Annotated in this window: 20 protein-coding genes; 10 read left to right on the plus strand and 10 right to left on the minus strand. The window is 69.8% G+C overall.

The features are described 5' to 3' along the window. Positions 1 to 162 precede the first annotated feature (162 nt). Positions 163 to 942, minus strand: a complete 780-nt coding sequence (locus WMF44_RS37800) for an MBL fold metallo-hydrolase (RefSeq protein WP_437294901.1) — start codon at positions 940 to 942, stop codon at positions 163 to 165. On the opposite strand from WMF44_RS37800, the gene WMF44_RS37805 reads away from it, so the two are divergent. The 3 genes from WMF44_RS37805 to WMF44_RS37815 all read left to right on the plus strand — a co-directional run bounded on the left by WMF44_RS37805 (position 916) and on the right by WMF44_RS37815 (position 3,280). Next, positions 916 to 1,848: an AraC family transcriptional regulator gene (locus WMF44_RS37805; protein WP_437294902.1), complete on the plus strand. Its 933-nt coding sequence runs from the start codon at positions 916 to 918 to the stop codon at positions 1,846 to 1,848. The two genes, WMF44_RS37800 and WMF44_RS37805, sit on opposite strands and share 27 nt — an antisense overlap. Positions 1,849 to 2,192: 344 nt before the next feature. After that, entirely contained in the window at positions 2,193 to 2,813 is a 621-nt protein-coding gene (locus tag WMF44_RS37810) for a TetR/AcrR family transcriptional regulator (protein WP_437294903.1), read from the plus strand. Beyond that, positions 2,810 to 3,280, plus strand: a complete 471-nt coding sequence (locus WMF44_RS37815; protein ID WP_437294904.1) for an SRPBCC family protein — start codon at positions 2,810 to 2,812, stop codon at positions 3,278 to 3,280. Before WMF44_RS37810 ends, WMF44_RS37815 begins: the two co-directional genes overlap by 4 nt. A 45-nt stretch (positions 3,281 to 3,325) precedes the next feature. Here the strand turns inward: WMF44_RS37815 and WMF44_RS37820 are convergent, their stop codons facing one another. Then, positions 3,326 to 5,572: a DUF3160 domain-containing protein gene (locus WMF44_RS37820; RefSeq protein WP_437294905.1), complete on the minus strand. Its 2,247-nt coding sequence runs from the start codon at positions 5,570 to 5,572 to the stop codon at positions 3,326 to 3,328. Positions 5,573 to 5,999: 427 nt separating this feature from the next. Here WMF44_RS37820 and WMF44_RS37825 point away from each other — a divergent pair, with 427 nt between their 5' ends. Together WMF44_RS37825 and WMF44_RS37830 are read left to right on the plus strand one after the other, a co-directional pair. Further along, a complete protein-coding gene (locus WMF44_RS37825) occupies positions 6,000 to 6,320 on the plus strand; it encodes a hypothetical protein (RefSeq protein WP_437294906.1) in 321 nt (106 codons plus the stop codon). 62 nt (positions 6,321 to 6,382) lie between these two features. Continuing rightward, entirely contained in the window at positions 6,383 to 7,555 is a 1,173-nt protein-coding gene (locus tag WMF44_RS37830) for a hypothetical protein (RefSeq protein WP_437294907.1), read from the plus strand. A 42-nt stretch (positions 7,556 to 7,597) separates the two neighbouring features. Here WMF44_RS37830 and WMF44_RS37835 read toward each other — a convergent pair whose 3' ends face one another. Beyond that, the gene (locus WMF44_RS37835; protein ID WP_437294908.1) at positions 7,598 to 7,780 is read right to left on the minus strand and encodes a hypothetical protein; all 183 of its coding nucleotides are present in this window, start codon (positions 7,778 to 7,780) and stop codon (positions 7,598 to 7,600) included. A gap of 24 nt (positions 7,781 to 7,804) precedes the next feature. Further along, positions 7,805 to 9,958: a DUF2169 domain-containing protein gene (locus tag WMF44_RS37840; RefSeq protein WP_437294909.1), complete on the minus strand. Its 2,154-nt coding sequence runs from the start codon at positions 9,956 to 9,958 to the stop codon at positions 7,805 to 7,807. A gap of 256 nt (positions 9,959 to 10,214) precedes the next feature. Between WMF44_RS37840 and WMF44_RS37845 the strand changes: the two genes are divergently transcribed. From WMF44_RS37845 to WMF44_RS37860, 4 genes are all read left to right on the plus strand, one after another. Continuing rightward, positions 10,215 to 12,125, plus strand: a complete 1,911-nt coding sequence (locus tag WMF44_RS37845) for a type VI secretion system Vgr family protein (RefSeq protein WP_437294910.1) — start codon at positions 10,215 to 10,217, stop codon at positions 12,123 to 12,125. A gap of 224 nt (positions 12,126 to 12,349) precedes the next feature. Then, positions 12,350 to 13,423 carry a DUF2169 family type VI secretion system accessory protein gene (locus WMF44_RS37850; protein WP_437294911.1) on the plus strand — a complete coding sequence of 358 codons (1,074 nt, stop codon included), beginning with the start codon at positions 12,350 to 12,352 and terminating at the stop codon, positions 13,421 to 13,423. Then, the gene (locus WMF44_RS37855) at positions 13,420 to 14,829 is read left to right on the plus strand and encodes a DUF4150 domain-containing protein (RefSeq protein ID WP_437294912.1); all 1,410 of its coding nucleotides are present in this window, start codon (positions 13,420 to 13,422) and stop codon (positions 14,827 to 14,829) included. Before WMF44_RS37850 ends, WMF44_RS37855 begins: the two co-directional genes overlap by 4 nt. Before the next feature lie 19 nt (positions 14,830 to 14,848). Then, positions 14,849 to 15,859 (plus strand): hypothetical protein, encoded by a 1,011-nt coding sequence (locus WMF44_RS37860; protein ID WP_012241027.1) that lies wholly within the window; start codon positions 14,849 to 14,851, stop codon positions 15,857 to 15,859. 300 nt (positions 15,860 to 16,159) lie between these two features. Here the strand turns inward: WMF44_RS37860 and WMF44_RS37865 are convergent, their stop codons facing one another. Next, positions 16,160 to 16,594 carry a hypothetical protein gene (locus tag WMF44_RS37865; protein ID WP_437294913.1) on the minus strand — a complete coding sequence of 145 codons (435 nt, stop codon included), beginning with the start codon at positions 16,592 to 16,594 and terminating at the stop codon, positions 16,160 to 16,162. A 93-nt stretch (positions 16,595 to 16,687) separates the two neighbouring features. Continuing rightward, positions 16,688 to 16,960 carry a hypothetical protein gene (locus tag WMF44_RS37870; protein WP_437294914.1) on the minus strand — a complete coding sequence of 91 codons (273 nt, stop codon included), beginning with the start codon at positions 16,958 to 16,960 and terminating at the stop codon, positions 16,688 to 16,690. A gap of 202 nt (positions 16,961 to 17,162) precedes the next feature. On the opposite strand from WMF44_RS37870, the gene WMF44_RS37875 reads away from it, so the two are divergent. Further along, on the plus strand, positions 17,163 to 18,359 hold the full coding sequence (locus WMF44_RS37875; protein ID WP_437294915.1) for an endo-1,4-beta-xylanase: 1,197 nt from the start codon (positions 17,163 to 17,165) through the stop codon (positions 18,357 to 18,359). A gap of 148 nt (positions 18,360 to 18,507) precedes the next feature. On the opposite strand, the gene WMF44_RS37880 is transcribed toward WMF44_RS37875, so the two are convergent. From WMF44_RS37880 to WMF44_RS37895, 4 genes are all read right to left on the minus strand, one after another. After that, complete coding sequence (locus tag WMF44_RS37880) at positions 18,508 to 19,479, minus strand: alpha/beta hydrolase (RefSeq protein WP_437294916.1); 972 nt, start codon at positions 19,477 to 19,479, stop codon at positions 18,508 to 18,510. Then, positions 19,479 to 20,237, minus strand: a complete 759-nt coding sequence (locus WMF44_RS37885; RefSeq protein WP_012239699.1) for an RsmE family RNA methyltransferase — start codon at positions 20,235 to 20,237, stop codon at positions 19,479 to 19,481. Before WMF44_RS37885 ends, WMF44_RS37880 begins: the two co-directional genes overlap by 1 nt. Continuing rightward, on the minus strand, positions 20,234 to 21,187 hold the full coding sequence (locus WMF44_RS37890; RefSeq protein WP_437294917.1) for a 50S ribosomal protein L11 methyltransferase: 954 nt from the start codon (positions 21,185 to 21,187) through the stop codon (positions 20,234 to 20,236). The genes WMF44_RS37885 and WMF44_RS37890 overlap by 4 nt, the downstream gene beginning before the upstream one ends. A gap of 123 nt (positions 21,188 to 21,310) precedes the next feature. Further along, the gene (locus tag WMF44_RS37895) at positions 21,311 to 22,006 is read right to left on the minus strand and encodes a metallophosphoesterase (RefSeq protein WP_437294918.1); all 696 of its coding nucleotides are present in this window, start codon (positions 22,004 to 22,006) and stop codon (positions 21,311 to 21,313) included. Between the last annotated feature and the right edge of the window lie 71 nt (positions 22,007 to 22,077).

Consider the following 22,077-nt stretch of genomic DNA (forward strand, 5'->3'; position numbering starts at 1 on the left):
ACGGCTCTACGGTAGGATGCCTTCCGCTTGGGGCACGAAGCCGGTGACGTCGCTGGCGAGCGCGCTCGAAGCGCTCGCCAGCGACGTCACCGCGGGAGAGGGGGCCATGCGCGTTAGCCATCCGCGGGGGTGAGCCCGTCCGTGCGTCCTCGCGGCGTCGCGCTACTTCCTCTTCGCGTCGTCGACGTACGGGGCGGGCACCCAGCGGTAGGACGCTCCGTCTCTCCGGACGTGGCCCAGCCCGGGAAACGGGGCGTGGGCGTGCGCGATGAGGTAGCCCTTGTCGGCAGCGTCGGCGAGCGCCTTCTTGCGCGTTTCCACGGCCATCGGCGCGTTCACGTCGAAGGCCACCGCCACCGAGGGATCGTCGAACTGAACGGCCATGATGTGCACGAGGTCGCCCCACAGGAGGAGCCTCTGGCCGCCGCTCTCGAGAGCGTACAGCGTGTGGCCGGGCGTGTGGCCGTACGCCGGCTCCGCGCGGAAGCCCGGAAAGAACTCGGCCGCTCCGGTGAAAGGCTTCACTCGCCCGGCGTCGAGGTACGGCTGCAACGTGGCTTGCGCCGCGGCGAAGAACTGGGCTTGCATCCCCGAGGACTTCGCGGCGAGCGCCTTGTCCATCCAGTAGTCGAGATCCTTCTGGTTCAGGTGGACGGTGGCGTTCGGGAAGGCCCTCTTCCCGCCGATCACGAGCCCGCCGGAGTGATCCGGGTGAACGTGCGTGAGGAAGACGTCGGTGACGCTCTCGGCGCTCACGCCCACAGCAGAGAGCGACGCGGGGAGCTTGCCGGTCGTGGGGCCCATGAGCTCTGCGCACCCGGTGTCGACGAGGATCGTCCTGCCGTTCCTGTGGATCAGGAAGGTGTTGAAGGAGACGTCGATCGGCGACCTCTGGAAGGATTGCGCGAGGAGGCGATGGACGCCCTCAGCCGACTTTTTCATTCGCTGCACGTCGAGAGCGCCCTGTGCACGCGCTTCGAGGTGTCGGCGCCTTGGGGACACCGCGTCGCGCACCGCGGCCCCATCAAGTTCGTGCTCATCATCGCGGGATCGTGCTGGCTGCGCACGCGCGCGCTCCCGGAGCCGAGGCTGCTCGGCGCACACGATCTCTTCCTCGTTCTGGATGGCGAACCTTACGTGCTGTCCGATTCGCTGGACTCCGCGACCGTGGACTGCGCCGATCTCGAGGATCGCCGGGACGGCTATCTGATCCGCTACGGAGGCGGAGGCGCGCGCTCCACGCTGGTGAGCGTGGCCTTCGACGTGGATCCGACGGAGGGCGAGCCTCTCCTCGTCGCGCTCCCGCGCTTCATCCACCTGCGCATCGATCAGAACCGGAGCCACGGCCTCCAGTCGCTCATCGAGCTGTTGCGCCTCGAGGTCTGCTCGTCGGAGATCGGATCGATCCCGATCATCCGCCGCCTCGCCGAGGCGCTCTTCATCTCCGCGGTCCGGGCCTACCTCCAGACGGGCGAGGGGCCGAGGAGGGGCGTCCTCGCGGCGATCGCGGACACGCAGCTCGCGCGCCCGCTCGGCGACATGCACGAGGACCTCGCGCGCGGCTGGACGATCGAGGACCTCGCGCGCAGCGCGCGGATGTCTCGCTCCGCTTTCGCGGAGAGGTTCCGGAGCACGGTGGGCCAGACGCCGCTCGAGTACCTGACGCGGATCCGGATGGACCGCGCGCGCGGGCTCCTGCGGGAGGGCGTCCCCATCGCCGAGGTCGCCCATCGCGTCGGCTACGACTCGGCCATCTCGTTCACGCGCGCCTTCCGGCGCGTGACCGGCGGCACCCCGGGGGCGTACCAGCGCGGACCCGAAAGCAAAGTAGAGCGACAAACGGGTTGAAGCCGCACGCAAACAGCGAGAAGTTGAGACGCCAGAAGACGCCAAGAGACGCCAGAAGACGCCAAGATTTATTGTTTTCTTGGCGTCTTCTGGCGTCTTCTGGCGTCTTGGCGTCTCATTTCTCGGGTTTCCAAGCTGATCGGTGTTCTAGCAGGTCCAGAGGCTTGGAATGGCCACGGCGACGTCGCGCATGAAATGTCATGCGACGACCGCCCTGCGCCCGCCCGCAAAAGCAGGCCAAAACGCCGGTGACCGTTCACGGGTCGGTATCGTGCGACCGGGTCCGTGACGCCGGCGCGCCCGTCGAACTTGACACAGTGTAAACTATGCCCCATGTTGACACCATGTCAAGCAAGGACGGGGAAACCCGCGCTGCGATCCTCGAGGCCGCGCGCCGGCTGGTGACCGAGCCGGGGCGCCGCGGCGTCTCGATGGCGGAGATCGCGTCGGCGGCCGGGGTGTCGCGCCAGGCGGTCTATCTGCACTTCGAGACCAGGACCCAGCTCCTGGTCGCGCTGGTGCGTCACGTCGACGAGGTGCATGGGTTCGCCGACCTGGTCCGAAAGTGCGAGCGCGCCCCCGACGCGCGCGCGATCCTCTCCGAGTTCATCGGTGCGTGGGCGGGCTACGTCGCCCACATCACCGACGTGGCGCGGGCCATGCGCGCGGCGCGGGCCACGGACGAGGACGCGGAGCTCGCGTGGCGCGACCGCATGCGCGGCTTCACGGGCGTCTGCGCGGGCTTCGTGGCGCGGCTCCAGGCCGAAGGCGCGCTGGCCGAGGAGTGGTCGGCGTCGGATGCGGCGGACTTCCTGGCCACCCTCCTGTCGATCGGGAACTGGCAGGAGCTCATCGAGGAGCGGGGCTGGTCCCGGCCGCGCTACGTCCGCGCGATGCGTCGGATCGTGGAGCAGAGCCTGCTCAGGCCGATGGTGATCAAGACGGCACCGAGGAGGCGCTCGTGAGCGGCGCGCAGCCGGAGCTCCTGGCGCAGGGCTCGGTGGAGATCGGCCGGCCCCTGCACGAGACGTTCGCGTACGTGTCCAACATGGAGAACTTCCCGACCTGGTTCCCGGGCGTCGCAGCCATGCGCGAGCTCGACACGCTGGAGCACGGGCAGGTCGGCAAGCGCTACCAGGAGACCGTGCGCATGCCCTTCGGGCGCACCGGCACGATCGACATCGAGGTGAAGGAGGCGCGGGTCGGAGAGCGTCTGGTGACCGAAGGAGAGGGCTTCCTCTTGCCCCGCATGAGCGTGGACTTCACGGCGCTCTCCGACGCCGAGACGCGCGTCGCGTGGCGCATGGTCAGCCGCAATCAGCGGTGGTGGTTTCGCTGGCTTGCGCTCCCCCTCCTGCGCCGCGTGATGCGCGGCCGAGCGCGCGACGGGCTGCGCAAGCTGCGCGAGAACCTGGAGCGAGAGCGGTCGTGAAGGGTGCCGGCGTTCGAGCGCGCCGAGGCCTGGCCGCGCAGGTCTCTACTCCGCCAGCACCGGCGCCATCCACGGCACGTCGGCCGGCGGATCCTGATGCAGCTTCCGAGCCCATTCCTGGTCGGTGAGTCGGGTGAAGCCCTCCGCCAGGTGCTCGTGGTAGGCGAACACCGCGCCCGCGTACGCGCGAGGCCCCTGACAGGTATCGACCGTCATGACCATCATGCGTGGATTGCCGGTGCCCACGTGCAACACCGACGGCGATCGCGGGACCGGCAGGTCACCTCCGATGTCCGTGTGCACGTCGGCGATGGTCGGGTCGCTCTTCAGGCCGTCGACGGGATCGAAGAACAGATCTTTGTACCAGCCCGTTTGCCAGGGGTCGCCGCTGCCACCGCCCTCGATGTGAATTGCCTGCTTGATGAAGGTCAGATGCTCCTCCGAGTGCGGCATGCCCGTCCGCTGCGCTTCCGCCATTTCACTCAAGGTGGTCGCGATGCGCGACAGGGTGCCGAAGTAGGCGCTCACGTGCTCCCCCAACGCGTTGTTCCCGTTCAAGCTGAAGTCGAGGGTATCGACCAAGGCCTGGCCCTGGCCGGCGAACTTGGCGATCCTCTGAAACAGCTCGGGGTAGGGCTCGACGTACGCATCCGGAAAGTCGCAGCCATTGCTGCCGGTGTACGACTGCTTGGCATACAGGATCGTGTCGTGCCTGAGCTGCGCCCACGATCCGAGCTGCGTGTTCAGCAAACGGCGCCCCCACGCCTCGCTGCGCGCCACGCTGGGTAGACCTTCCGCGGCTGGCCCCAGGGTCGTGGCGTTCGCCGAGAGCGTCTGCAGCGCCCCGAGCCAGGACGTGTACAGGCTGCCTTCCCAGTACGACGGCGGGTGGGCGTCCGCGATGACGCGGACGGCCGCCAGATCGCCGGCGTAGTTCCACTCTTCGAGCTCACTCGCGAGCAGGCTCACCGCGTGGTCGTTCCTCAGGGCGGCGAACGCGGCGTCGAGCGGGTTCGGGACCACGCGCTTCGCGGTGCGGTCGTACACCACGTTGGAGAACACGTGGCTGTCGATCACGTAGCGCTGCCCGAAGAACGCAAAGCTCGCGTTGAGCGGGAACGTGGAATCGCTGCCGTCCTTTCGCATGATGTGACTCGCGATGCGCTGCTCGCCGTAGCGCCCGTTGATGATCGCCTGAGCGATCGTCGAGTCGTCGATGGCAGCGAGCCCGCTCGCATCGGACACGCCCAGGCCTCTCAACAGCTCGTCCAGCTCGGGCACGATCATGTAGTCGTGCTCGCCCACGAACGCGGTGACGGTTCGATCGATGCCCGACCAGTCTTCCAGCGCCGCGGCATCCATCAAGTCACGCAACGCCAGCGCCGCCTCGAGCTGGCGGCGCCAGAAGACACGCGAACCATCGGGCATGGTCTCGATGAGCCGAAAATCGATGCGCCCCATCCACATCATGGCGCGGAAATAGCGCTCGAGCGCCACCGTGTCCGTGTAGTGGCCCCGCGGCTTGAACTGCGAGAAGTCGAAGCGGCGCGAAACGCCGAACATGGACTTTATCTGTTCTCCGTCGGCCGCTTCGGCGTGAGTCAGGAAGGACGCGACGTCGGCTTTGCTGGCTCCCGCCACGGGCTCGCTCGGCGCTCCCATCAGCAGGCTGCGCGCGACGGTCAGGTAGAAGTCCGCGTCGGCTGCCGCCTGCTGCGAGAGCCCGGAATTTCCGGACGCCAGGCGAGAACGCATCGCGTCGAGCAAGCGGGTGACACGCGGGATCAAGACGGCCTGTTCCAGGGCCTGCAGGATGTCGTCGTACGAGCGGTGCATGGCTTCGAGCACCATGTCGCCGCTCACGAAGACCGGCAGATCGTGCACGTAGATGGCAGCGTAGGCGTAGGGAAAGCTGGGATAGGCAAGTCGACTGGAAACGACGAAGCCGTTCGCGGCCAGGACCTCGAGCTCCGCGTCATTCAGACCCAGCTCCGATCGCTGGATCAGATCGAGGTTCTGAACGTCCGCGAGCCCGTAGCCCAGATCGTTCGAGAACGAGACCGCGTAGGCCTCCTGGAGGGATGCCGCGTTGTGTTGTTTGGCGGTGGCCACCTGGGCTTCGACTTCGGTCGCTGCGACCGAGCTGAGCTCGAGCTGCACCTGGGTTCCGACCTCCGCGGGACGCTCGTCGCCGGGACCGGCGGGGCCCGGCCCACCCGGTTCGGTGGAACCAGAACACGCCGCCAGCAAGCCAACGCTGACCAGGGTGGAGAGAATTCGTTGGGTGTGCACGGATTTTCCTTCTCCTTTGGCGGCACGGGGGCTGGTGTGCCGGTGTGCCAAACCCGGATCGTTGTGCCGCGGCCCCAGGCCGAAGGACGCTCGAATCGCGGGTTTCATCCACCCCATGTGTGCCAACGCCACAGATAAGCAACCGGCGTGCCAGCCCTCCCGGCCGACAAGCGGCTTCCGGGCTTCCCTCGGGCGCGAGGTACGCGTGTCGGCGTCGCCCGCGAGGGCGCGAGGGACGAAGTGCGCCGCGGGGGCGATCTCGCGCGGACGTGGAGGGCTCGGCGGTGTGGTCCTTCCGTCGTTGGCGCGAGGGAGGCGCGCTCGGCGGGGTCGGGCTTGCAGGATCGGCCTTGCTCGCCTTATCGTCCTTGACACGGGTTGACGAAGCCGTCGTAATTGCGCCGTGCTGACCATCCGGCGCGAGCAAATGAGGCTCCTGGCCCGGCGCTCGGACGCCGAGCTCATGCCGCGTCTGCTCGAACGCGTGCGGGTGATGTATCCGGAGCAGGTCTGGAGCACGAACGACGAGACGCTGATTGAGCGCCTGAAGGCGCAGCTCCAGCGGGCGGCGGGCCACGGGCTTCACCTCGAGGCCCACGTGACCAGCTATGTGGATCTGTGCTTCGAGCTCGGCGACTCGTTCGAGGAAGAGCCGGAGTACGCGGCGCTCGTCGCCACGCTCCGCGCCCGGAATGTGACCAGCGAGGCCAAGGCGCAGGCCATCGCGGACGAGCTGGTGATCGGGTAAGCGATGCGACGGCGCCCGGTCGCGGCTGCGTGGGCAAGTGTCGCTGCGGTTCGGGTGCGCGCGTGCCGGTGAGCGTGGCGGCGTTGTTGCGGGCAGCCGCGCGCTGCCAGCGGCGCATCGACCGGATCGACGAGGAGCTCGTCCGTCTCGACCACACCACGGCCCCGCCCGGCAACACCGACTGGCCCGCCGAGCGCCAGCACATCCGCCGTGTGCTCAACAAGGCGCGAAAGCTCCAGAAAGAACGGCGCATCCTGCTCCGGCGCCTGGCCAAGGTGGAGCAAGGTCAAATCCCGCCCCAGTACGCAGGCCGGCCCAGGCTCTATCGCCACTCGTTGCTCGTGGGCTTGGCCAGAAACCACGCCCGCTCGAAGCCCATGCAAGGCCGGGCACGCGACCTTGTCGACATCGTCCGCACCTGCGTGGTCGAGCACCGAGAGGCTCTGTTCGGCCAATGGATGATCGCCAGCCTCCGCGAGCTCAACACCGCGCTACGTCCGGGCCAGGATCGACGCTTCATCTACGCCAACGAATGGGATCGCGGTGTCTATCGCTTCCCGGACCGGTCATGGATGGCGGACGCGCCCGTCGACGACGACCACCCCGCCCACTCCGTCACCATGAACTTCGCCAACACCGACGACTTCAGCCCGTCCGCCGCCCTCGAGGATCTGTTCACCTGGAACGACCATCCCATCGCCATCGAGTGCATGAGCGCGCTGCACATCTGCTTCTTGCGCGCCTTCATGAAGACGGTCGGCACGGCGGCGCTCGACACGGTCACCGAGGACATCGTGCAGGTCGCGCCGGGAGACGAGGGCAGCGTGAGCAAGCTGCGGGTGGCGCTGGCCGTGGACTCCGTCGACCAGCTGCGCCCCGGCGATTGGGTGTATTTCTACAATCATCCGGACTACGTCAAGCGCCACCGCGACAGCTCCTTCGCCACCTGGCAGGGTGCCAATGCCGTCTATCTCGGCAACGTCGGCGGCGAACCGCGCTTCACCACGTTCGACTCGCAAGACCCGGAGTGGACCGAAGCCAAGTTCGTGACATTCCTGCTGCGGGAATACAACCGCAAGCCGGGCGGCCGGGACAGCCAACAGCTGGCGACCAGCTTCCCCCAGCTGGCTTCGGTTGACCACGTCCCCGGTCTGCGTTGCCCGAATCCCGAGCAGCGGGGGCGGATCAGCCCTGTCTATCGCATCGACGTCAAAGAGCTGGCGCGCTGGCGCTGAGGCGACATCGAGCTGCCCAGGGAGCTTGGCAGCATTCGTCTGTCATGAGCTTGCCCTTATGACGAACGCCTCCAGAGCCCGCCGCATGGGCTCACGCAACCCGCTCCAGATGACCTGAAAGTAGACCATCGCGTGCTCCTGGTCGAGCCGGCCAAGCGCAACGAGCGCGGCCTTGACGACGGTGAGCCCGTTCGGCCCATTGCCGTGCGCCACCGCCGAGAGCACGGCCAGCTCGGCGTCCTTCTGCCTTCAAGCTTCGTCCGCCTTCCGCATTGCAGCCCGCACCGCTGCCGCCGCCTTCTTGTCTTTCACGATCCTCTCCAGCCACACCCGCCGGATCCGCATCATCGACTCATCCGGCAGGCCCAGCTCGGCCAGTGCCGCCTGGCCCTGCCCCTGCTCGGCCGAGATCACAAGCTGTGCGTACTCGCCCGCTGTGATCGGCCCGCGCTCCTTCTCGAGCGCCGCCACGTAGGCCGCGTCGTACGCTGACAGGAGCTTCTTCTTCCGGCGCGCGATCTCGTCCTGGATCTCGTCAAGCCGCTGTTCGTGCAGCGACTGCCAATTCTTCGGCGTGAGCTTCTCCGCTTTGAGGATGGTGTCGCAGTCCGCCGGCCGCTGCGCGAGCTTGGCCGCAATGGCTGCGCAACGCTCGATGGGGTAGGCCGCGAGAGGCGGTGCGGGCTCCTCCGGCGCGGGGAGCGGAGCAGGCTTTTCCGCCTGGGTGTCAGGCCCGGGCGCCTCCTCTGCCGAGGGCTCCATCGCCCCCATGTCTGGCCTCGCCAGTGGGCCGAGCATGGCAGGAGGTGCGGGCTCCTTTGCCATCAGGGGGGGAGACCTCGCATCGCGCTCAGGCGCAGGCGGCGCGTGCAGCGCAGGCGACAGCGCTGGAGGGATCGCGACAAGCGGCGGACGCAGCACCTTGTCAGGAGCCTCTGCCGGCTCCGCCCCTCGCGGCGAAGACTCTGCTTGATGACGTAGCGCAGGCTCAGCTCGCTCGCCCTGCACGAATGGCAACGCGGGTTTCGCGGCGACCAGTGAAGCCGCGCTGGTGGCAGTGGGCGCATCGGCGGGCGGCTGCGCCGCCGCCGCCGGAGTGGGTACCGCGGCTGCTCGTGGCGCGGCCTGAACGAACGCAGCGGCCGCGGCCTCGAGGTGCTGTGCCCGACTCGACGGGGGTACCGCGGCCGCCGGCGGCGCGGACTGCACGAAGGGGGGGACTGCGAGGCGCTGCGCCGGGCTCGACGGGGGAGCAGGTTGGCCCGCGGGCACTGTGGGGAACGGTAGGGCCGGCCGGGAGACGGCGAGATCATGATTCACGTCCAACGGCAGGGTGCAGGCCTCAGGGTCATCCTCGTTGTGCACGGCGCTATCGCCATCGTGCGCCTGGTCGTAGGGCGCGTGGAGCCCGATCTCGCTCATCGCGCCGCCGCCGGCCCGGCCGCTCGCGAGCCCCACTCCAGAACTGCTGGCCACGCCCTCGCTGTCGTTACTTACGAGGGTCTGATAAGGCTCCTCCAGCGCGACCAGGATCAGCCCGGCCTCTTGCGGCTCTCGGAGCGGGACCTGGCCGCGCCAGGTCACCGTGCAGATGCAGCGGTCGGTGTTGATCCAGAGCAGATCGGGCCACATGGCGACGCCCTGCAAGGGCTCGCCGGGGCGGTCGACGTAGGCGCGGGGGTGGAGCCCCGGGAGGCTCGTGACGAGGTGCGGGTGCTCGGGGTGGAGATGCTCGAGGATGAGCCGCTCGTCATTGCGGAGCGCGGTGGTCTGCTGGTCGACCGGCGCGGCGTTGAAGTAGCTGACGTCGAGGTCCGGGGGCAGGGGCTGGCGGTGCCAGTCGTTGCCGGGGAACGTGGCCGCGTAGCGCCCCAGCTTCTGCCGGCGGGCGGGCCATCCGGAGGCAACGGGTCCAAATCCCACGGGCTCGATGACGTCGTCCGGCCCGATGACGACAACGCCTGGACGCTGGAGGTTGGGGAGGTTGCGTCGCCCGTGGATGTCGCGAGCATGGGGGGGCATGCCGACGGGGTTGGAGGTGCCGGGGCCGCCGCCCGCGTACTCCCAGAGCAGCGGCATCCTGGTGAAGCGCGAGCTCTGATCGAGGACGCCGTGCTGCGTGAAGCTGCGAGCTCCGTACACCTCGATGGCCTTGTCGATGTCATTCACGATCACGCGGGCAGTGAGGGATCGGACTGCCGTGCCGTTGGGCGAGAAGGCGTGGCCAACGAGGACGACGTCCGCCCGGGCGCGGTGGGGGACGAAGTCGGAGACCGCATAGAGACTCCAGCACGCGTCGTCGCGCCAGTGGCGGTCGGATAGGTGGAGCGGCTCCTGCTCGGCCGCGAGGGCACACACACCGGGGTACAGCTTGAACGTGCTTTTACAGACGAACGTCTGCATCCAGGCGCCTGGATGAGGTTGCCACACGACCAGGCCAACGGGGAGCTGCGAAAGGGAGACGACCTTCACTCCGCCGGCGATACTGCAACCATCAACACGAGGCGTCAATGTGTGGGCGTTCGACCGTCTGAACGGCCGCACCGGCGGAGCCCTGAGCGTACGATGCGCGCGGGCCCCTCTTGCGGACAGGGATGGCTGCCGGATAGCATCGGCTGTCCGCTCTACAAGCGCAGGGTAGACCGGGCTAGGAATGCCCATGGCCGACACGCACCCGAGCATGCGAAACGAGGGAACCGGACTGAGCTCGGGGGTCTACCGAGTCGAGGCGCAGATCGCGTCGGGCGACATGCTCGATGTGCGTCGCTTCCAGGTCACCGAGCGGATGTCCTCGCTCTTCGAGGTCCAGATCGTCGCCGTATCGGACAACCCGGATATCGACTTCGAAGCCGTCATCGGCCAGCCCATGACCTTCACCGCGCACGCGAATCAGACCCGCGTCTGGTCCGGACTGTGCAGTCACCTCCAGCAGGTGGCCGTCGAGGAGCGCGACCTCTCCACCTACGAGCTGACCCTGGTCCCGCGGCTCTGGCTCGCCACCCAGCGCCGCAACTACCGCATGTTCCAGCACAAGTCGGAGGTCGACATCGTGCTGCAGCTCCTCGGCGAGTGGGGCATCTCCCCCACGCGGCGGCTTGCCGGCGAGTACAAGAAGCGCAAGTACCGCGTCCAGTACGGCGAGAGCGACTACACCTTCATCAGCCGCATGCTGGAGGACGCCGGGGTGAGCTTCTACTTCGACAACGGCGGAGAGAGCCGGCTCGTCCTCGACGACCGCCCCCAGGCGAACGTCGCCCGCGTGCCCATCACTTACCGCGATCACCCGACCGACGCCGACCGCGAGCACGTCACCAAGGTCGTCGTCGGCCGCCGCCTGCGACCCGGCAAGTACACGGTGCGCGACCACGACCACCGGAGGCCCGCGAACTACAAGCTCCTGGCCACCGCCTCCGGCGCGGGCCCCGTGGAAGATCAGCTGGAGCGCTTCCATTATGTGCCTGGCGCGTTCCTGTTCGAAAGTCAAAAGGGCGAGAGCTCGCCGACAGCCGACGATCAGGGCAAGTACCGCGCGGACGAGTCCGAGGGCGAGGCGCTCGCTCAGCGTCGGCTGGAGGCGAAGCGCGCCTCGGCACGGGAGATCGTGTTCAAGACCAACGTCATCGATCCCGCACCGGGCGCCGTCCTCTCGTTCCTCGAGCACCCGAAGAGCGAGCTCGGTCCCGACAAGAAGCTGCTCGTCCTCGAGTCCCGGCTCTCCGGCGAGGTACCGGCCGAGTGGGAGCACTCCTGCGTCGCCGTGAGCGCCGACGCGCCCTACCGACCGCCGCTGCGCACGCGCAAGCCCCGCGCGCAGGGCGTCGAGAGCGCCACGGTGGTCGGTCCGCCCGGCGAGGAGATCCACGTCGACGAGTTCGGCCGCGTGCGCGCCCACTTCCACTGGGACCGCGAGAGCAAGATGAACAACGACTCGTCGTGCTGGATCCACGTCAGCCAGCCCTGGGGCGGCGCCGGCTTCGGCGGGACCAACCTGCCGCGCATCGGACAGGAGGTCATCGTGGACTTCCTCGGCGGCGATCCCGACCGGCCCATCATCGTCGGCCGCGTGTACACCAACCTCCAGAAGACGCCCTACTCGCTGCCCATGAACAAGACGCAGAGCGGCTGGAAGAGCAACTCGAGCCCGTCCACGTACGGCTACAACGAGATCATGTTCGAGGACAAGGCCGGTAGCGAGCTCGTCAGGATGCAAGCCGAGAAGGACCTCCACAAGCTGGTCAAGAACGATCAGGAGACGACGATCGGCCGCGACCGGACGACGGGGATCGGCCACAACGAGGACGTCACGGTCGGCAACAACGCCACGAAGAGCGTGCTGAACAGCCTGCGCGAAGCGGTGGGGATGATCCGCGCCCGCGCCGTGGGTGTCGACGAGGTAGTGCAGATTGGCCGGAATCAGACCATCGACGTCGGGGAGAAGATCGAAATCACGTGCGGCAAATCGAAGTTCGTGATGGACAAGGACGGCAACATCACGCTCAAGGGCGTTAGGATCCTGGTCGATGGGAGCGAGCATGTCCAGGTCTTCGGCGATCCGATCGATCTCAACTAGCCCTGAATGCGGTCGCAGAGAGCGGTTCGAGCCCGGAGCTTCATGCCGAGCCACACCCCGCGGCGTCCCGTCCGGTGTCGTCCTTCTTGGTGTCCGTGCAGGGACCAAGATCGAGCTCGTCATCGATCCTACCTGAGCAGTGCCATGCTGGCCGTGAATCGAACCGCCTTTGCTGCGACGCACCTCATCGACGGCACCCGCGTCGCCGTCCACCGCCGCTAGCCATGTTGGCCGCCAACGCGACCCCCTTCGCCGCGCTAGGGTTCGAGCAGAAGCACCGTGACGGCGCAGCCATGGCCGTCGTCGCGGCGAGGGGCACGCTTCTACTCTCGCCCGAAGGCCGGCTGTCGATCGCCCCCGATCAACCCTTGATCCTCGCCGACGAGTACGAGGGTGATCCGCATGCGACACCGATGCTCCGGGTCGGCCTGCTCATCCCGTTCAAGCCCGCGGCCGACGTCACCCTCCTCGCTGATGGCCACGCCCCCGGGGGCGTGGCCGCGCACGTCTGGCAGGTGGGCGCGCGCGTCGGGGAATACACGCGCTTCCTGAGGGCGTATGCGCCGCGCGCGTTCGAGCCGGACGCCGGCGGGTTTCGGCTTTCCACGGGAGAGCCGGCGGCCCGCGCGTCCATCGACTACCGATCGGCCGCCGGCGGCGTCGTCATCGGCGATCCCGAGGGCAACGTCGACGCGCGCAACCCCATCGGCCGGGGCGTCCTCGATCGCCGCCACACGCCGGCCGATCGCGCCTACCCCGCGCCCACCATCGACAGCGAGGCCGAGCCTGTGGGCGACCCGGCGGCGCGGCCAGAACCGCAGGGCTTCGGGCCCGTGCCGCCCTGGTGGCAGTTTCGCAGCCGCTTCGCCGGCACCTACGACGACGCCTGGCTGGCGACTCGCCACCCTCAGCTCCCCGCCGATTTCGACTATCGCTTCTACCAGACCGCGCACCCCGGCCTGGTCTTGCCCGGCCATCTCCGCGGCGACGAGCGCGTCGAGCTCCAGGGCCTCACGCCGGGGGGCGGCCCGCTCGCGTTCACGCTGCCCGGCCGCTCGCTCTGGGCCTGGTTCAAGTGGGAGCGGGGGCGCCGCGTCCCGGTGCGCCTCCACCTCGATGGCATGCACATCGATGTCCGCGGCGAGCCGCCTTGGTCTGTCCAGCTCACCTGGCGCGCCTGGGCGGCCATGTCGCAGGGCTTCGATCGTATCGATCTCGCTGCCGCGAGCCTCGAAGAGGCCGCGGCGCTGCCGTGGTGCGACGAGCGAGGGCTCGTGAGCCCGGGGAGCGACGCATGAGCATCCCGCGCGAGGGCAGCCGCGACATAGGCGAAGGCATCATCGTCTCGACCTGCCCGGATGTCTGCAAGACGCCGGTCGGCCCGGCGCTCGTCCCCATCCCTTATTCGATCTACGCAAGGCAGAACCAGGCGGCCGTGGACACCGCGACCACCGTGCTGCAGACCGGCGATCGGTCGCACAACATGGGATCGAAGGTGACGACGTGCCAGGGTGACGAGCCGGGCAGCGGGCTCGGGGTCAAATCGGGCACGGTGGGCAGCGTCTGCGAGCCCAAGACCTACTCGCCCACCGTGCGCATCGAGGGCAGGAACGCGATCCGCCACGACGACGCCTGGTGGATGAACGACCGCAACACCGAGGGGAAGCTCATCTTCGTGCGGGACACGCGGGTGATGAGCGCCAGCGACCGCCCGGTCCAGGTCGCCTTTCTCGACACGACGGGGGCCTACACGGGCACGGGCACGGCCACGACGCCGGGGAGCGCGCCCGCCGCGGGGCCCATGGGGGCGGCCGCCAGGCTCAACACGCTGCTCGGCCTCGGTGCGCTGGGAGCAGGCCTCGGGGAGATGGCCGGTCAGTATTACATCGGCGATGAAGGCATGTTCGCCCGGAGCATCGATCAGCACCTTTATGGCCAGATGAGCGCCGACCAGCGGAGCGCCGCGTATGGATCGAGCGGCTGGTACTGGAACCAGGTAGATAGCACCAACAATCAGCTCTCGCTCAAGGCGGGCACCCTCGTCGACTTCCGCCAGATGACGCCCGAGCAGCTCGAGCAGCTCGTGAGGCAGCCGTGGCCCTCGGCCGAGAAGATCCGGCAGAACGCCGAGCGCCTGCGGGCGCAGCGCGCGCGACAGGAGGAAAATGCGCGGCTCGCCGCCGCAGCGGGCAACGTGCGCGTGACGCGCGAGCGAGACCGGCCTTGCAACGTCGGCCCATACAGGGCTATCCGCGGCACGTGCGAACCCGGCTACCAGGCGCACCACATCGTGCCCGACTACACCCTTCGTTATGGCACGAGGGCCGAGGGCGAGGCGGGGATGAAGCGCATCCCCAACTTCCCGTCATTCGGCGACGGGCCCGCCATCTGCCTCCAGGGCAACGCCGCCGACGACGGCTCGGAGCACTGGGAGGCGCACGGCGTGGACGCGAGCATCGCCCAGCTGGGCGTGAACGGCACGCCGCCGGGGACGACCGCCATCGGCAGCATCATCGACCTCTCGGAGAATCAGGTCGTCAACCTCCGCCGGGAGTGCGAGGCGCAGATCCGCGCCGCGGTGCAGGCGGGCTTCGCCGGGGTTGACCGCGCGCAGCTCGGCCGCACCACCCTCATGCCGAGCGTGGCCGGGAGCCCGCAGTACGAGGCGCTCAGCACCGGCATGCGCCCGGGCGGTCGCTACTGAGGTCGAGGGAGACATCACCATGACGACGCCGCTCACCTTTACCCGCGCCAAGGCCGCTGCCGCGGACTTCCTCTGTGTCGCCGGCGTGCCAGACGGCCAGGAGCCCTTCACGCCGTTCACCCGGCTCTGCCGTTACGATGCCGGCGATGCGGGGCCGGTGAAGTGGTTCTACGACGACCTCCAGGTCGCGGTCACCTCGATCGCCCGCTTCACCCCCGCGCCCGGCGCGCCGACCTCGTTCTGCGTGCTCTCCGCCGAGGGAGACGTCGTGCTCGTGCGGCCACCGTTCCCGCGCGAGAAGATCCCCGGCGCCGGCATCACCTCGCCCGACGCCGAGCGCTGGGGGCGCCTCGCGCGCCTCCGCCCTGTCGGCGACCACCTCTACGCCTGCGGCGACGGCGGGCAGGTCTATCGCCGTGTCGGCGGAGACTTCGGCGCCGGCCGCTGGGAGCACCTCGATCGCTCGCTCTTGCAAGATCCCGAGGAGCGGGCCCGGGCGCTCCTGCGCGCGCCGAGCTCGCCGGCCGCGGAGCACAAGGTCTTTTACTGCGTCGACGGTCCACGCGAGGACGAGATCTACGTCACCGGGACGCGCGGCACGATCCTCGTCTGGGACGGCGCCACGTTCACCGCTCTCCCGCCCGTCACGGCCGCGGCGCTGGTGAGCATCTTCGTCGAGGACGAGAAGCGCATCTGGATCTGCGGGCGCGAAGGCACGCTCCTCCGCGGCAACCGGCGCGAAGGCTTCCGCGCGGTCGCGGTCTCGGGCCGGCGCCAGATGTTCACGTCGATCACCAGGCACGACGGCCGGATCTACCTGGCAAGCGGCGCCAATCCGCGCGGCCTCTTCACCTACGAGCGCGGCAGCCTCCGGCGAGTCTCGACCGGGCTCGTGCCCGAGATCGAGGACGCGCACACGGTCGACAGCGTCGGCGGCGCGCTCTGGGTCGTCGGCTCGAAGGACATCGTGCGCCTCGAGGGCAGCCGCTGGGAGCGGATCGACCACGTCGACAACGCTCCCATCCGTTGACACTTGACGGTCATCGTCATCGGATGATGTGCGCGTGGTCAGCGCGGGATGCCCCGCGGGTGGTGCGAGGTGAGGGTGCGAATCGTCTTGTCGCGCCTACACGCATGACACCGCCCAGGCCCGGCGTGGAGGCGCTCACCTCGGATCCGTACCCCGCGGCCGACGTCATCGAACGTCCCCGGGAACGCTCGGCTGCTGGCGCTCGCAAAAGCGTGGCTCGGCTGAGGCATCAGGCGCCGCGCAACCTCGGCGCCTCCGCGACGATCGCCGACACCGAGCGTGAGGCGAGCACGCCTCTCCTCATCGCCTGACGTCGATCCCTTTTTCTCTCAGGCGCCGGAGGATGTCCTGACCGTTCATCTCCCAGAGGTCACCCGGGTCGATCTCTCGCGTCTCGCCGTCCCTCCCCTTCACGATCCACACCTCGTACTCGCGATTCTTTCTATCCCTGGCGGTGCCAATCGCGACGGACTCGACCTCGGCGAGACGAAATCCCTTCACGGTCGGCGCGAACCAGAATCCCGTGGTCTGCTCCAGCTTCTCGTCGTCGAGGACGACCCGATCAATCGCCAGCATCGGCGCGAAGAGGCCTCCCGCTACCGCAGAGACCCCGAATGCGATCAAGGTGACCACCAGCGGCTGACGCCGCCACAGGAGGAGCACGCCGATCGACGCGGCAATCACCGCGATGGCAATGGCAATGCCGGGCACATAGCTTGGGAAGCTGTAGATCATGCTGTCTTACCTGACGGGCCTCGCGTTCTACCGCGAGCCCCGAGCGAATGTAAGAACGCCGAGCGCGCCATCCCATGGAAGCCCCCGTGGACGCTACGTCGGAGCGCGCAAGAGCACTTTCGCAGACGCAGCGCCGAGGACCAGGCCGGCGCCTGCGCCGAGGAGACCCGAGATGCCGAGGCCCGTGCAGCCCAGGCTCGCGGCCAGGACCGCGATGCCGCTCGCCCCGAGCCAGGTCGAGGCGTGCGCCGAGCCCCGGACGAGGCGGGCGCCGAGCCACACGCCCGATGGAACGCCGACGGGCGTGGCGCGCCGCACCCGCGCGACGCTCCCCCGGAGGGTGCGGCGCGGCGCGTCGCTCCTCACGCTGTTCGCCCGCGCTCGTGACCGTGGAGGATCGCTCCACCGCACGGGTCGTGATAGATCCGAGAGGCAAGGGGAACTCGAGGGGGCCGGTCTGTCTGGCGTGCGTGGCGCTAGGCGCAGGCGGTCTACCTCGCGCTGCTCCCCTTGGCTTTCCCGCTCCGGGAGTCACCGGTCACGATCCTTCAGCTTGCGGGTGGTTGGCATGAACAAGAACCGTTCTTCTCGATGGCTGTGCGGCACGACCTCGATCGCACTCTGGATCGCGGCCCTCTCCGGCTGCTCTGGCAAGGTGAACAAGGCTGACGATGGCCCGAGCGGCTCGTCGAGCGCGGGCGGCACGGCGGGAGCGGGGGGCGATGGCGCCAGCGCCGGCGCAACGGGCGCCGGCGGCGCCGGCACGGGCAGCACGGGCGCTCTGGGCTCTGGTACGGGCGGCTCCGGCGACGGCGGCAACGGAGGCGCCGGAGCCGCTGGACCGAGCAGCTCCGGGGCTGGCGGTTCCAGCGACGGGTCGGGTGGATCGAGCGGCAGCACCGGCAAGTTCGTCGGCAACCTCACGACGAACGGCCAGGTGCGCGACGGCTTCATCCAGCACTGGAACCAGATCGCGCCCGAGGTCGAGGGCAAGTGGCCCGCTGTCGAGAGGAGCCGCGGCGTTCGAGACTGGAGCAGGCTCGACGCGATCTACGAGTACGCGCAGGACAACGACATCCCCTTCATGCAGCACAGCTTCGTGCAAGGTGCCGCGCACGCGGCCTGGCTCGTGAGTCTCCCGGCGGAGGAGCAGCGGCAGGCCGTGAGGGACTGGATGCAGGCGTTCTGCGAGCGGTACCCCGACACGAAGTACATCGTCGTCGTCAACGAGCCGCCGCCCCACACCGTGCCTCCCTTCATGAACGCCATCGGAGGCGCCGGCGAGAGCGGCTATGACTGGATCGTCAACTCCTTCAAGTGGGCTCGCGAGTTCTGCCCGGACGCGACCTTGATCCTCAACGACTACAACAACATCGAGTACGAGAGCGATCACAACCACTTCGTCGAGATCGTGAAGGCGGCGCTGGAGGCGGGCGCCCCGATCGACGCCCTCGGCGCGGAGGCCCACGAGGCGTACAAGATCGACACCAGCACCGTGAAGGGCTACATCGACAGGCTCGCCGCCACGGGCCTGCCCGTGTACATCACCGAGTACGACATCAACCTCGCGGACGACGACGAGCAACGCAGGGTGATGGAGGAGCAGTTCCCGATGTTCTACAACCACAGCGCCGTGAAGGGCATCACCCTCTGGGGCTACGTCGTCGGCTCCACCTGGAGGGACAGCACGGGCCTCCTGTACCCGGACGGCACGATGCGGCCGGCAATGACCTGGCTGATGGACTTCCTCGATCGCCGCGAGTGATCTCCCTCGCACGACCGTGCCGTGGCGCTCCTTGGCGCGCACGACCGTGACCTACGTCTCGGGGTGAGAGACGGCGTCGCCGGAGCACCTCGATGGCGCGCTGCCGTGAGGCGAGGACGCGCTCGGGATCTACTTCTGACGCGCGGGATCAGCGCGCCTCGTGCTCGCGCCAGAAGGCGAACGCCTCGTCCAGGTACACCTCCTTCGCGCCGTGGCCGACCGGGTGCTCGGCGACGCGCACGGGCCAGCCCGCGCCGCGCAGGACGCCCGCGAGGGCGCGGGCCGAGCCGCCCACCGTGTCGTGGGCGCCGAAGCCGATGTAGAACGGCCTCGGCGCGAGCGTCGCGAGCTCGGGCGTCGCGCGGCCTCCCCCGCCGGACATCGCGCCGAACCCGTCGGCGGCGATCCCGCCGCGCAGCGCGAGCGCCGCGGCGAAGTACGCGCCCGACGACGAGCCGGCGACGTACACGCGCGAGAACGACGCGCCGGCGAGCTCCTCGAGCCTCCTCCGCTTCTCCGCGAACACCGCGACGAACGAAGCTGCGTGCTCGTCGTACGCCCGCCCGCCCGTCGGCCAGCCCCGCCAGCTCGCGTAGCCCTTCGGCGCGAGGCCGACCTTGCCGCGCGGCATCAGCGCGGCGACGCCCGCGCGCCGTGCGGCGCGGGACACGACCGTCTCGAAGTTGGTCTTCTGCTGGCTCTCCTTCCCCGGCGGGACGATGCCGTGGAGGTAGAGCAACAGCGTCCGGGTCGGCGCGTCGGGCAGGACGTAGCAGGTCTCCTCGTCGAGCGCGTCGACGCCGTCGATGCACCAGTCCGTCTCGACGCGCGGCGGGCGCGCTCGGGGCCACGGCGCCGGCTCAGGCGGCGCGGTCGCGGCGGTGACGGCCGGGGCCGGCGCTGCCGGCACAGGGTCGGGCTCCGCTGGACCGAGCGCGGCCCCGTCGCCCACTGGCGCGTGCGCGCTCCTCGGCGCGTCTGCCGCGTTGCCGCACGCGCAGACCGCGACCGCGAGCGCGCCGAGCAACGCCGCGATCCACCGCGCCGCGCCTCGCGACGACGCGCCGCTGGCGCTGCGACCAGCGCCGGCCAGCGCGCCGCTCGCCGATCGCCGCCCCATCACCCCGCGCGCGCGTCGCTCACCGCGATCAGCGCTCCGAGCGCCGCCGCGCATACCGTCTCCGTGCGCAGCGTCAGCGCGCCGAGGCGCACCCGCTCGAACCCGAGCGCCGCGCACATGCCGAGCTCCTCCGGCGTGAACCCGCCCTCCGGCCCGACCGCGAACGCCGCCTCCATGCCCGGCGACAGCGCGGCCAGCCGCGCGCCGAGCGGCGTCTCCGCGTACGGATCCAGGCACATCCCCAGCGCGCCGCCCTCGGTCGACGGCGCCGCCCCCGCCTCGGCGAGCGCCGCCGCGAGGCTCATCGGCGCCTCCACCCGGGGCGCGTCCCCGCGGCCGCACTGCCGCGCCGCCTCGATCGCGATCCGGCGCCAGCGCTGGCTCTTTTCCTCCGCGGGCCGCGCCACGCTCCGCGCCGAGATCGCCGGGATGATCCGCGTCGCACCGAGCTCGGTCGCGTCGCGCACCACCGCGTCCATCTTGTCGCCCTTGCCCACGGCCTGGATCCACGTCACGCGCCGGCCAGGCCGCAGCGCGGCCGGGCGGGGCGCGTCGATGCGCGCCTCCGCCCCGCGGCGGCCGATCGACTCGAGCGTCGCCTCCGCCTCGACCCCGAGCTCCGGATCGAACACGACGAACCGATCCCCCTCGCGGAGGCGATGCACCCGCACGACGTAGCTCGCCGCCTCGGGCGGCAGCGCGATCACGCCGGCCGCGATCGCGCCGAGCGGCACCCGCAAGAGCCCCGGGCCGCTCATCCCGGCGAGGACGCCGCGCCGCCCGGCGCGCGGAACAGGATCGCCACCCAGCCCTCGCCGCCCGCGTCGCCCCGCCCCGCCCTGCGATCGCCGCCCGGCGACGCGGGATCCGGCCGGGTCGCGACGTGCTCGAGCGGGCGCGGCAGCGACGTGTACCGCGCGATCAGATCGTCGCGCTCGCTCTCGAGGATGCCCGACAGGATCAGCCAGCCGCCCGGCTCGAGCACGCGCGCGAGCTCCGGCGCCAGCGGCCGCAGCACCCGCGCCTCGATGTTCGCGACGACCCACGGGAACCGCCGCGTCACCCCCTCGACCACGCCGGCGCTCGCCTCGATGCGGCCCTCGAGGCCGTTGCGCGCCGCGTTCTCGAGCACCACCTCGATCACGTCCTCGTCGTTGTCGATCGCGACCGCCCGCTCCGCGCCGAGCAGCAGCGCGACGAGCGCGAGGATGCCGCTGCCCGTGCCCACGTCGAGGATCTCGCGGCCGCGGAGCTCCGCCGCGTGCTCGTCGAGCAGCTCCGCCACGAGCGCCGTCGTCGCGTGGAGCCCCGTGCCGAACGCCCTGCCCGGCTCGAGCAGGAGCACCCGCTCGCCCTCGCGCTCGGGCGCGCGCTCCGCCCACGGCGGCACGACCGTGATCGTGGGCGTCAGCGCGAACGGCGCGAAGTGCTCCTTCCACGCGTCGCGCCAGGCGTCGCCCACCACCTCCTCGAGCCGCGCGGCGAGCGGCGGCGACTGCTCCCCGAGCGCCGCGATGGCCTCCATCGCCTCGCCGTGATCCTCGAAGCTGGCGACGAGCGTCACCTGGCCCGAGCGCGCGCCGCGGACGAGGGTCTGCTCGTCGCGCTGCTCGACGCCGCTGGCGCCCAGCTCGAAGAGCAGGGCGCCGATCTCGTCGGCCTCCGGCTCGGGGACATCGACTGCAACGAACGGGTATCGAGGCTCCACCTGGCTTGCTCCGTGACGGGCCGCCGGCCTGGAGAGCGGCCGCGGCGCGGACGGGAGCCTAACGAAATTCCCGCAGAGAGGCGCGGCCGATCGCGCGGAACCGCTGGAAGACGCGGAGCATTTTTAACGCCCCACGTAGCGGCGCCGCGCCGGGACCGAGACGAGCACCTCGGAGCGCGACGCCGGCGGCGGGACGCGCTCGCCGTCGTGGAGCACCATCGCGGTCAAGCGCCCCCCGTAGACCGCGCCCGTGTCGATCCCGGTCGCCCACGCGTGCATCTGCGGCTCGCTCCGCGCGTTGTGGCCGAACACCACGTGCGGCGGGCCCTGGTACGTCTGGCCCCACAGCGTCTTGCCCCCGCGGCGCTCGACCGGCTCGCCGTAGCGGCCGAGGCAGCGCACGTACATCAACGTGTGCGGATCCTGTCGCTCGATCGGCAGCCCGGGGATCAACCCTGCATGGACCACACGGAGCCCGTGCTCCGGCAGATCCAGCCAGTACGGCAGCGTCTCGAGCCACGCCCAGTCCCGCTTGCGCAGCTGCTGCGCGGTCTCCTTCGAGAGCTCCCCCAGCGGCTCGCCGCGAGGATCGCTCCGCCCAGCACGCCAGCGGAGCAGCCGATCCTCGTGGTTGCCCCGCACCGAGATCGCGCCGACCTCCCGGAGCAGATCGAGCGTTCCGCACGGATCAGGCCCGCGCACGATCAGATCGCCGACCATGACGACCCGATCGCCCGATACGAGGCCCACGTGCTCGATCAGCCGCGCCAGCTCGTCCCGGCAGCCGTGAACGTCACCGATGATGATCGTGCGCGGCATCGCACACCCAACGTAGCAGGGACGCCCGTTCCATGGGGGGCGCCCTGGCCCGTCCCGGCGGACGCGGCAGG

It is taken from the genome of Sorangium sp. So ce426 (genome assembly GCF_051475585.1).
Lineage (GTDB): Bacteria > Myxococcota_A > Polyangia > Polyangiales > Polyangiaceae > Sorangium > Sorangium cellulosum_B.

Coding starts and splice junctions, on each gene's coding strand:
- WMF44_RS37805 (WP_437294902.1), top strand. CDS start 916: ATGGACGCCCTCAGCCGACTTTTTCATTCGCTGCACGTCGAGAGCGCC.
- WMF44_RS37800 (WP_437294901.1), bottom strand. CDS start 942: ATGAAAAAGTCGGCTGAGGGCGTCCATCGCCTCCTCGCGCAATCCTTC.
- WMF44_RS37810 (WP_437294903.1), top strand. CDS start 2,193: ATGTCAAGCAAGGACGGGGAAACCCGCGCTGCGATCCTCGAGGCCGCG.
- WMF44_RS37825 (WP_437294906.1), top strand. CDS start 6,000: ATGAGGCTCCTGGCCCGGCGCTCGGACGCCGAGCTCATGCCGCGTCTG.
- WMF44_RS37840 (WP_437294909.1), bottom strand. CDS start 9,958: ATGCAGACGTTCGTCTGTAAAAGCACGTTCAAGCTGTACCCCGGTGTG.
- WMF44_RS37845 (WP_437294910.1), top strand. CDS start 10,215: ATGGCCGACACGCACCCGAGCATGCGAAACGAGGGAACCGGACTGAGC.
- WMF44_RS37850 (WP_437294911.1), top strand. CDS start 12,350: ATGTTGGCCGCCAACGCGACCCCCTTCGCCGCGCTAGGGTTCGAGCAG.
- WMF44_RS37855 (WP_437294912.1), top strand. CDS start 13,420: ATGAGCATCCCGCGCGAGGGCAGCCGCGACATAGGCGAAGGCATCATC.
- WMF44_RS37860 (WP_012241027.1), top strand. CDS start 14,849: ATGACGACGCCGCTCACCTTTACCCGCGCCAAGGCCGCTGCCGCGGAC.
- WMF44_RS37865 (WP_437294913.1), bottom strand. CDS start 16,594: ATGATCTACAGCTTCCCAAGCTATGTGCCCGGCATTGCCATTGCCATC.
- WMF44_RS37875 (WP_437294915.1), top strand. CDS start 17,163: ATGAACAAGAACCGTTCTTCTCGATGGCTGTGCGGCACGACCTCGATC.
- WMF44_RS37880 (WP_437294916.1), bottom strand. CDS start 19,479: ATGGGGCGGCGATCGGCGAGCGGCGCGCTGGCCGGCGCTGGTCGCAGC.
- WMF44_RS37885 (WP_012239699.1), bottom strand. CDS start 20,237: ATGAGCGGCCCGGGGCTCTTGCGGGTGCCGCTCGGCGCGATCGCGGCC.
- WMF44_RS37895 (WP_437294918.1), bottom strand. CDS start 22,006: ATGCCGCGCACGATCATCATCGGTGACGTTCACGGCTGCCGGGACGAG.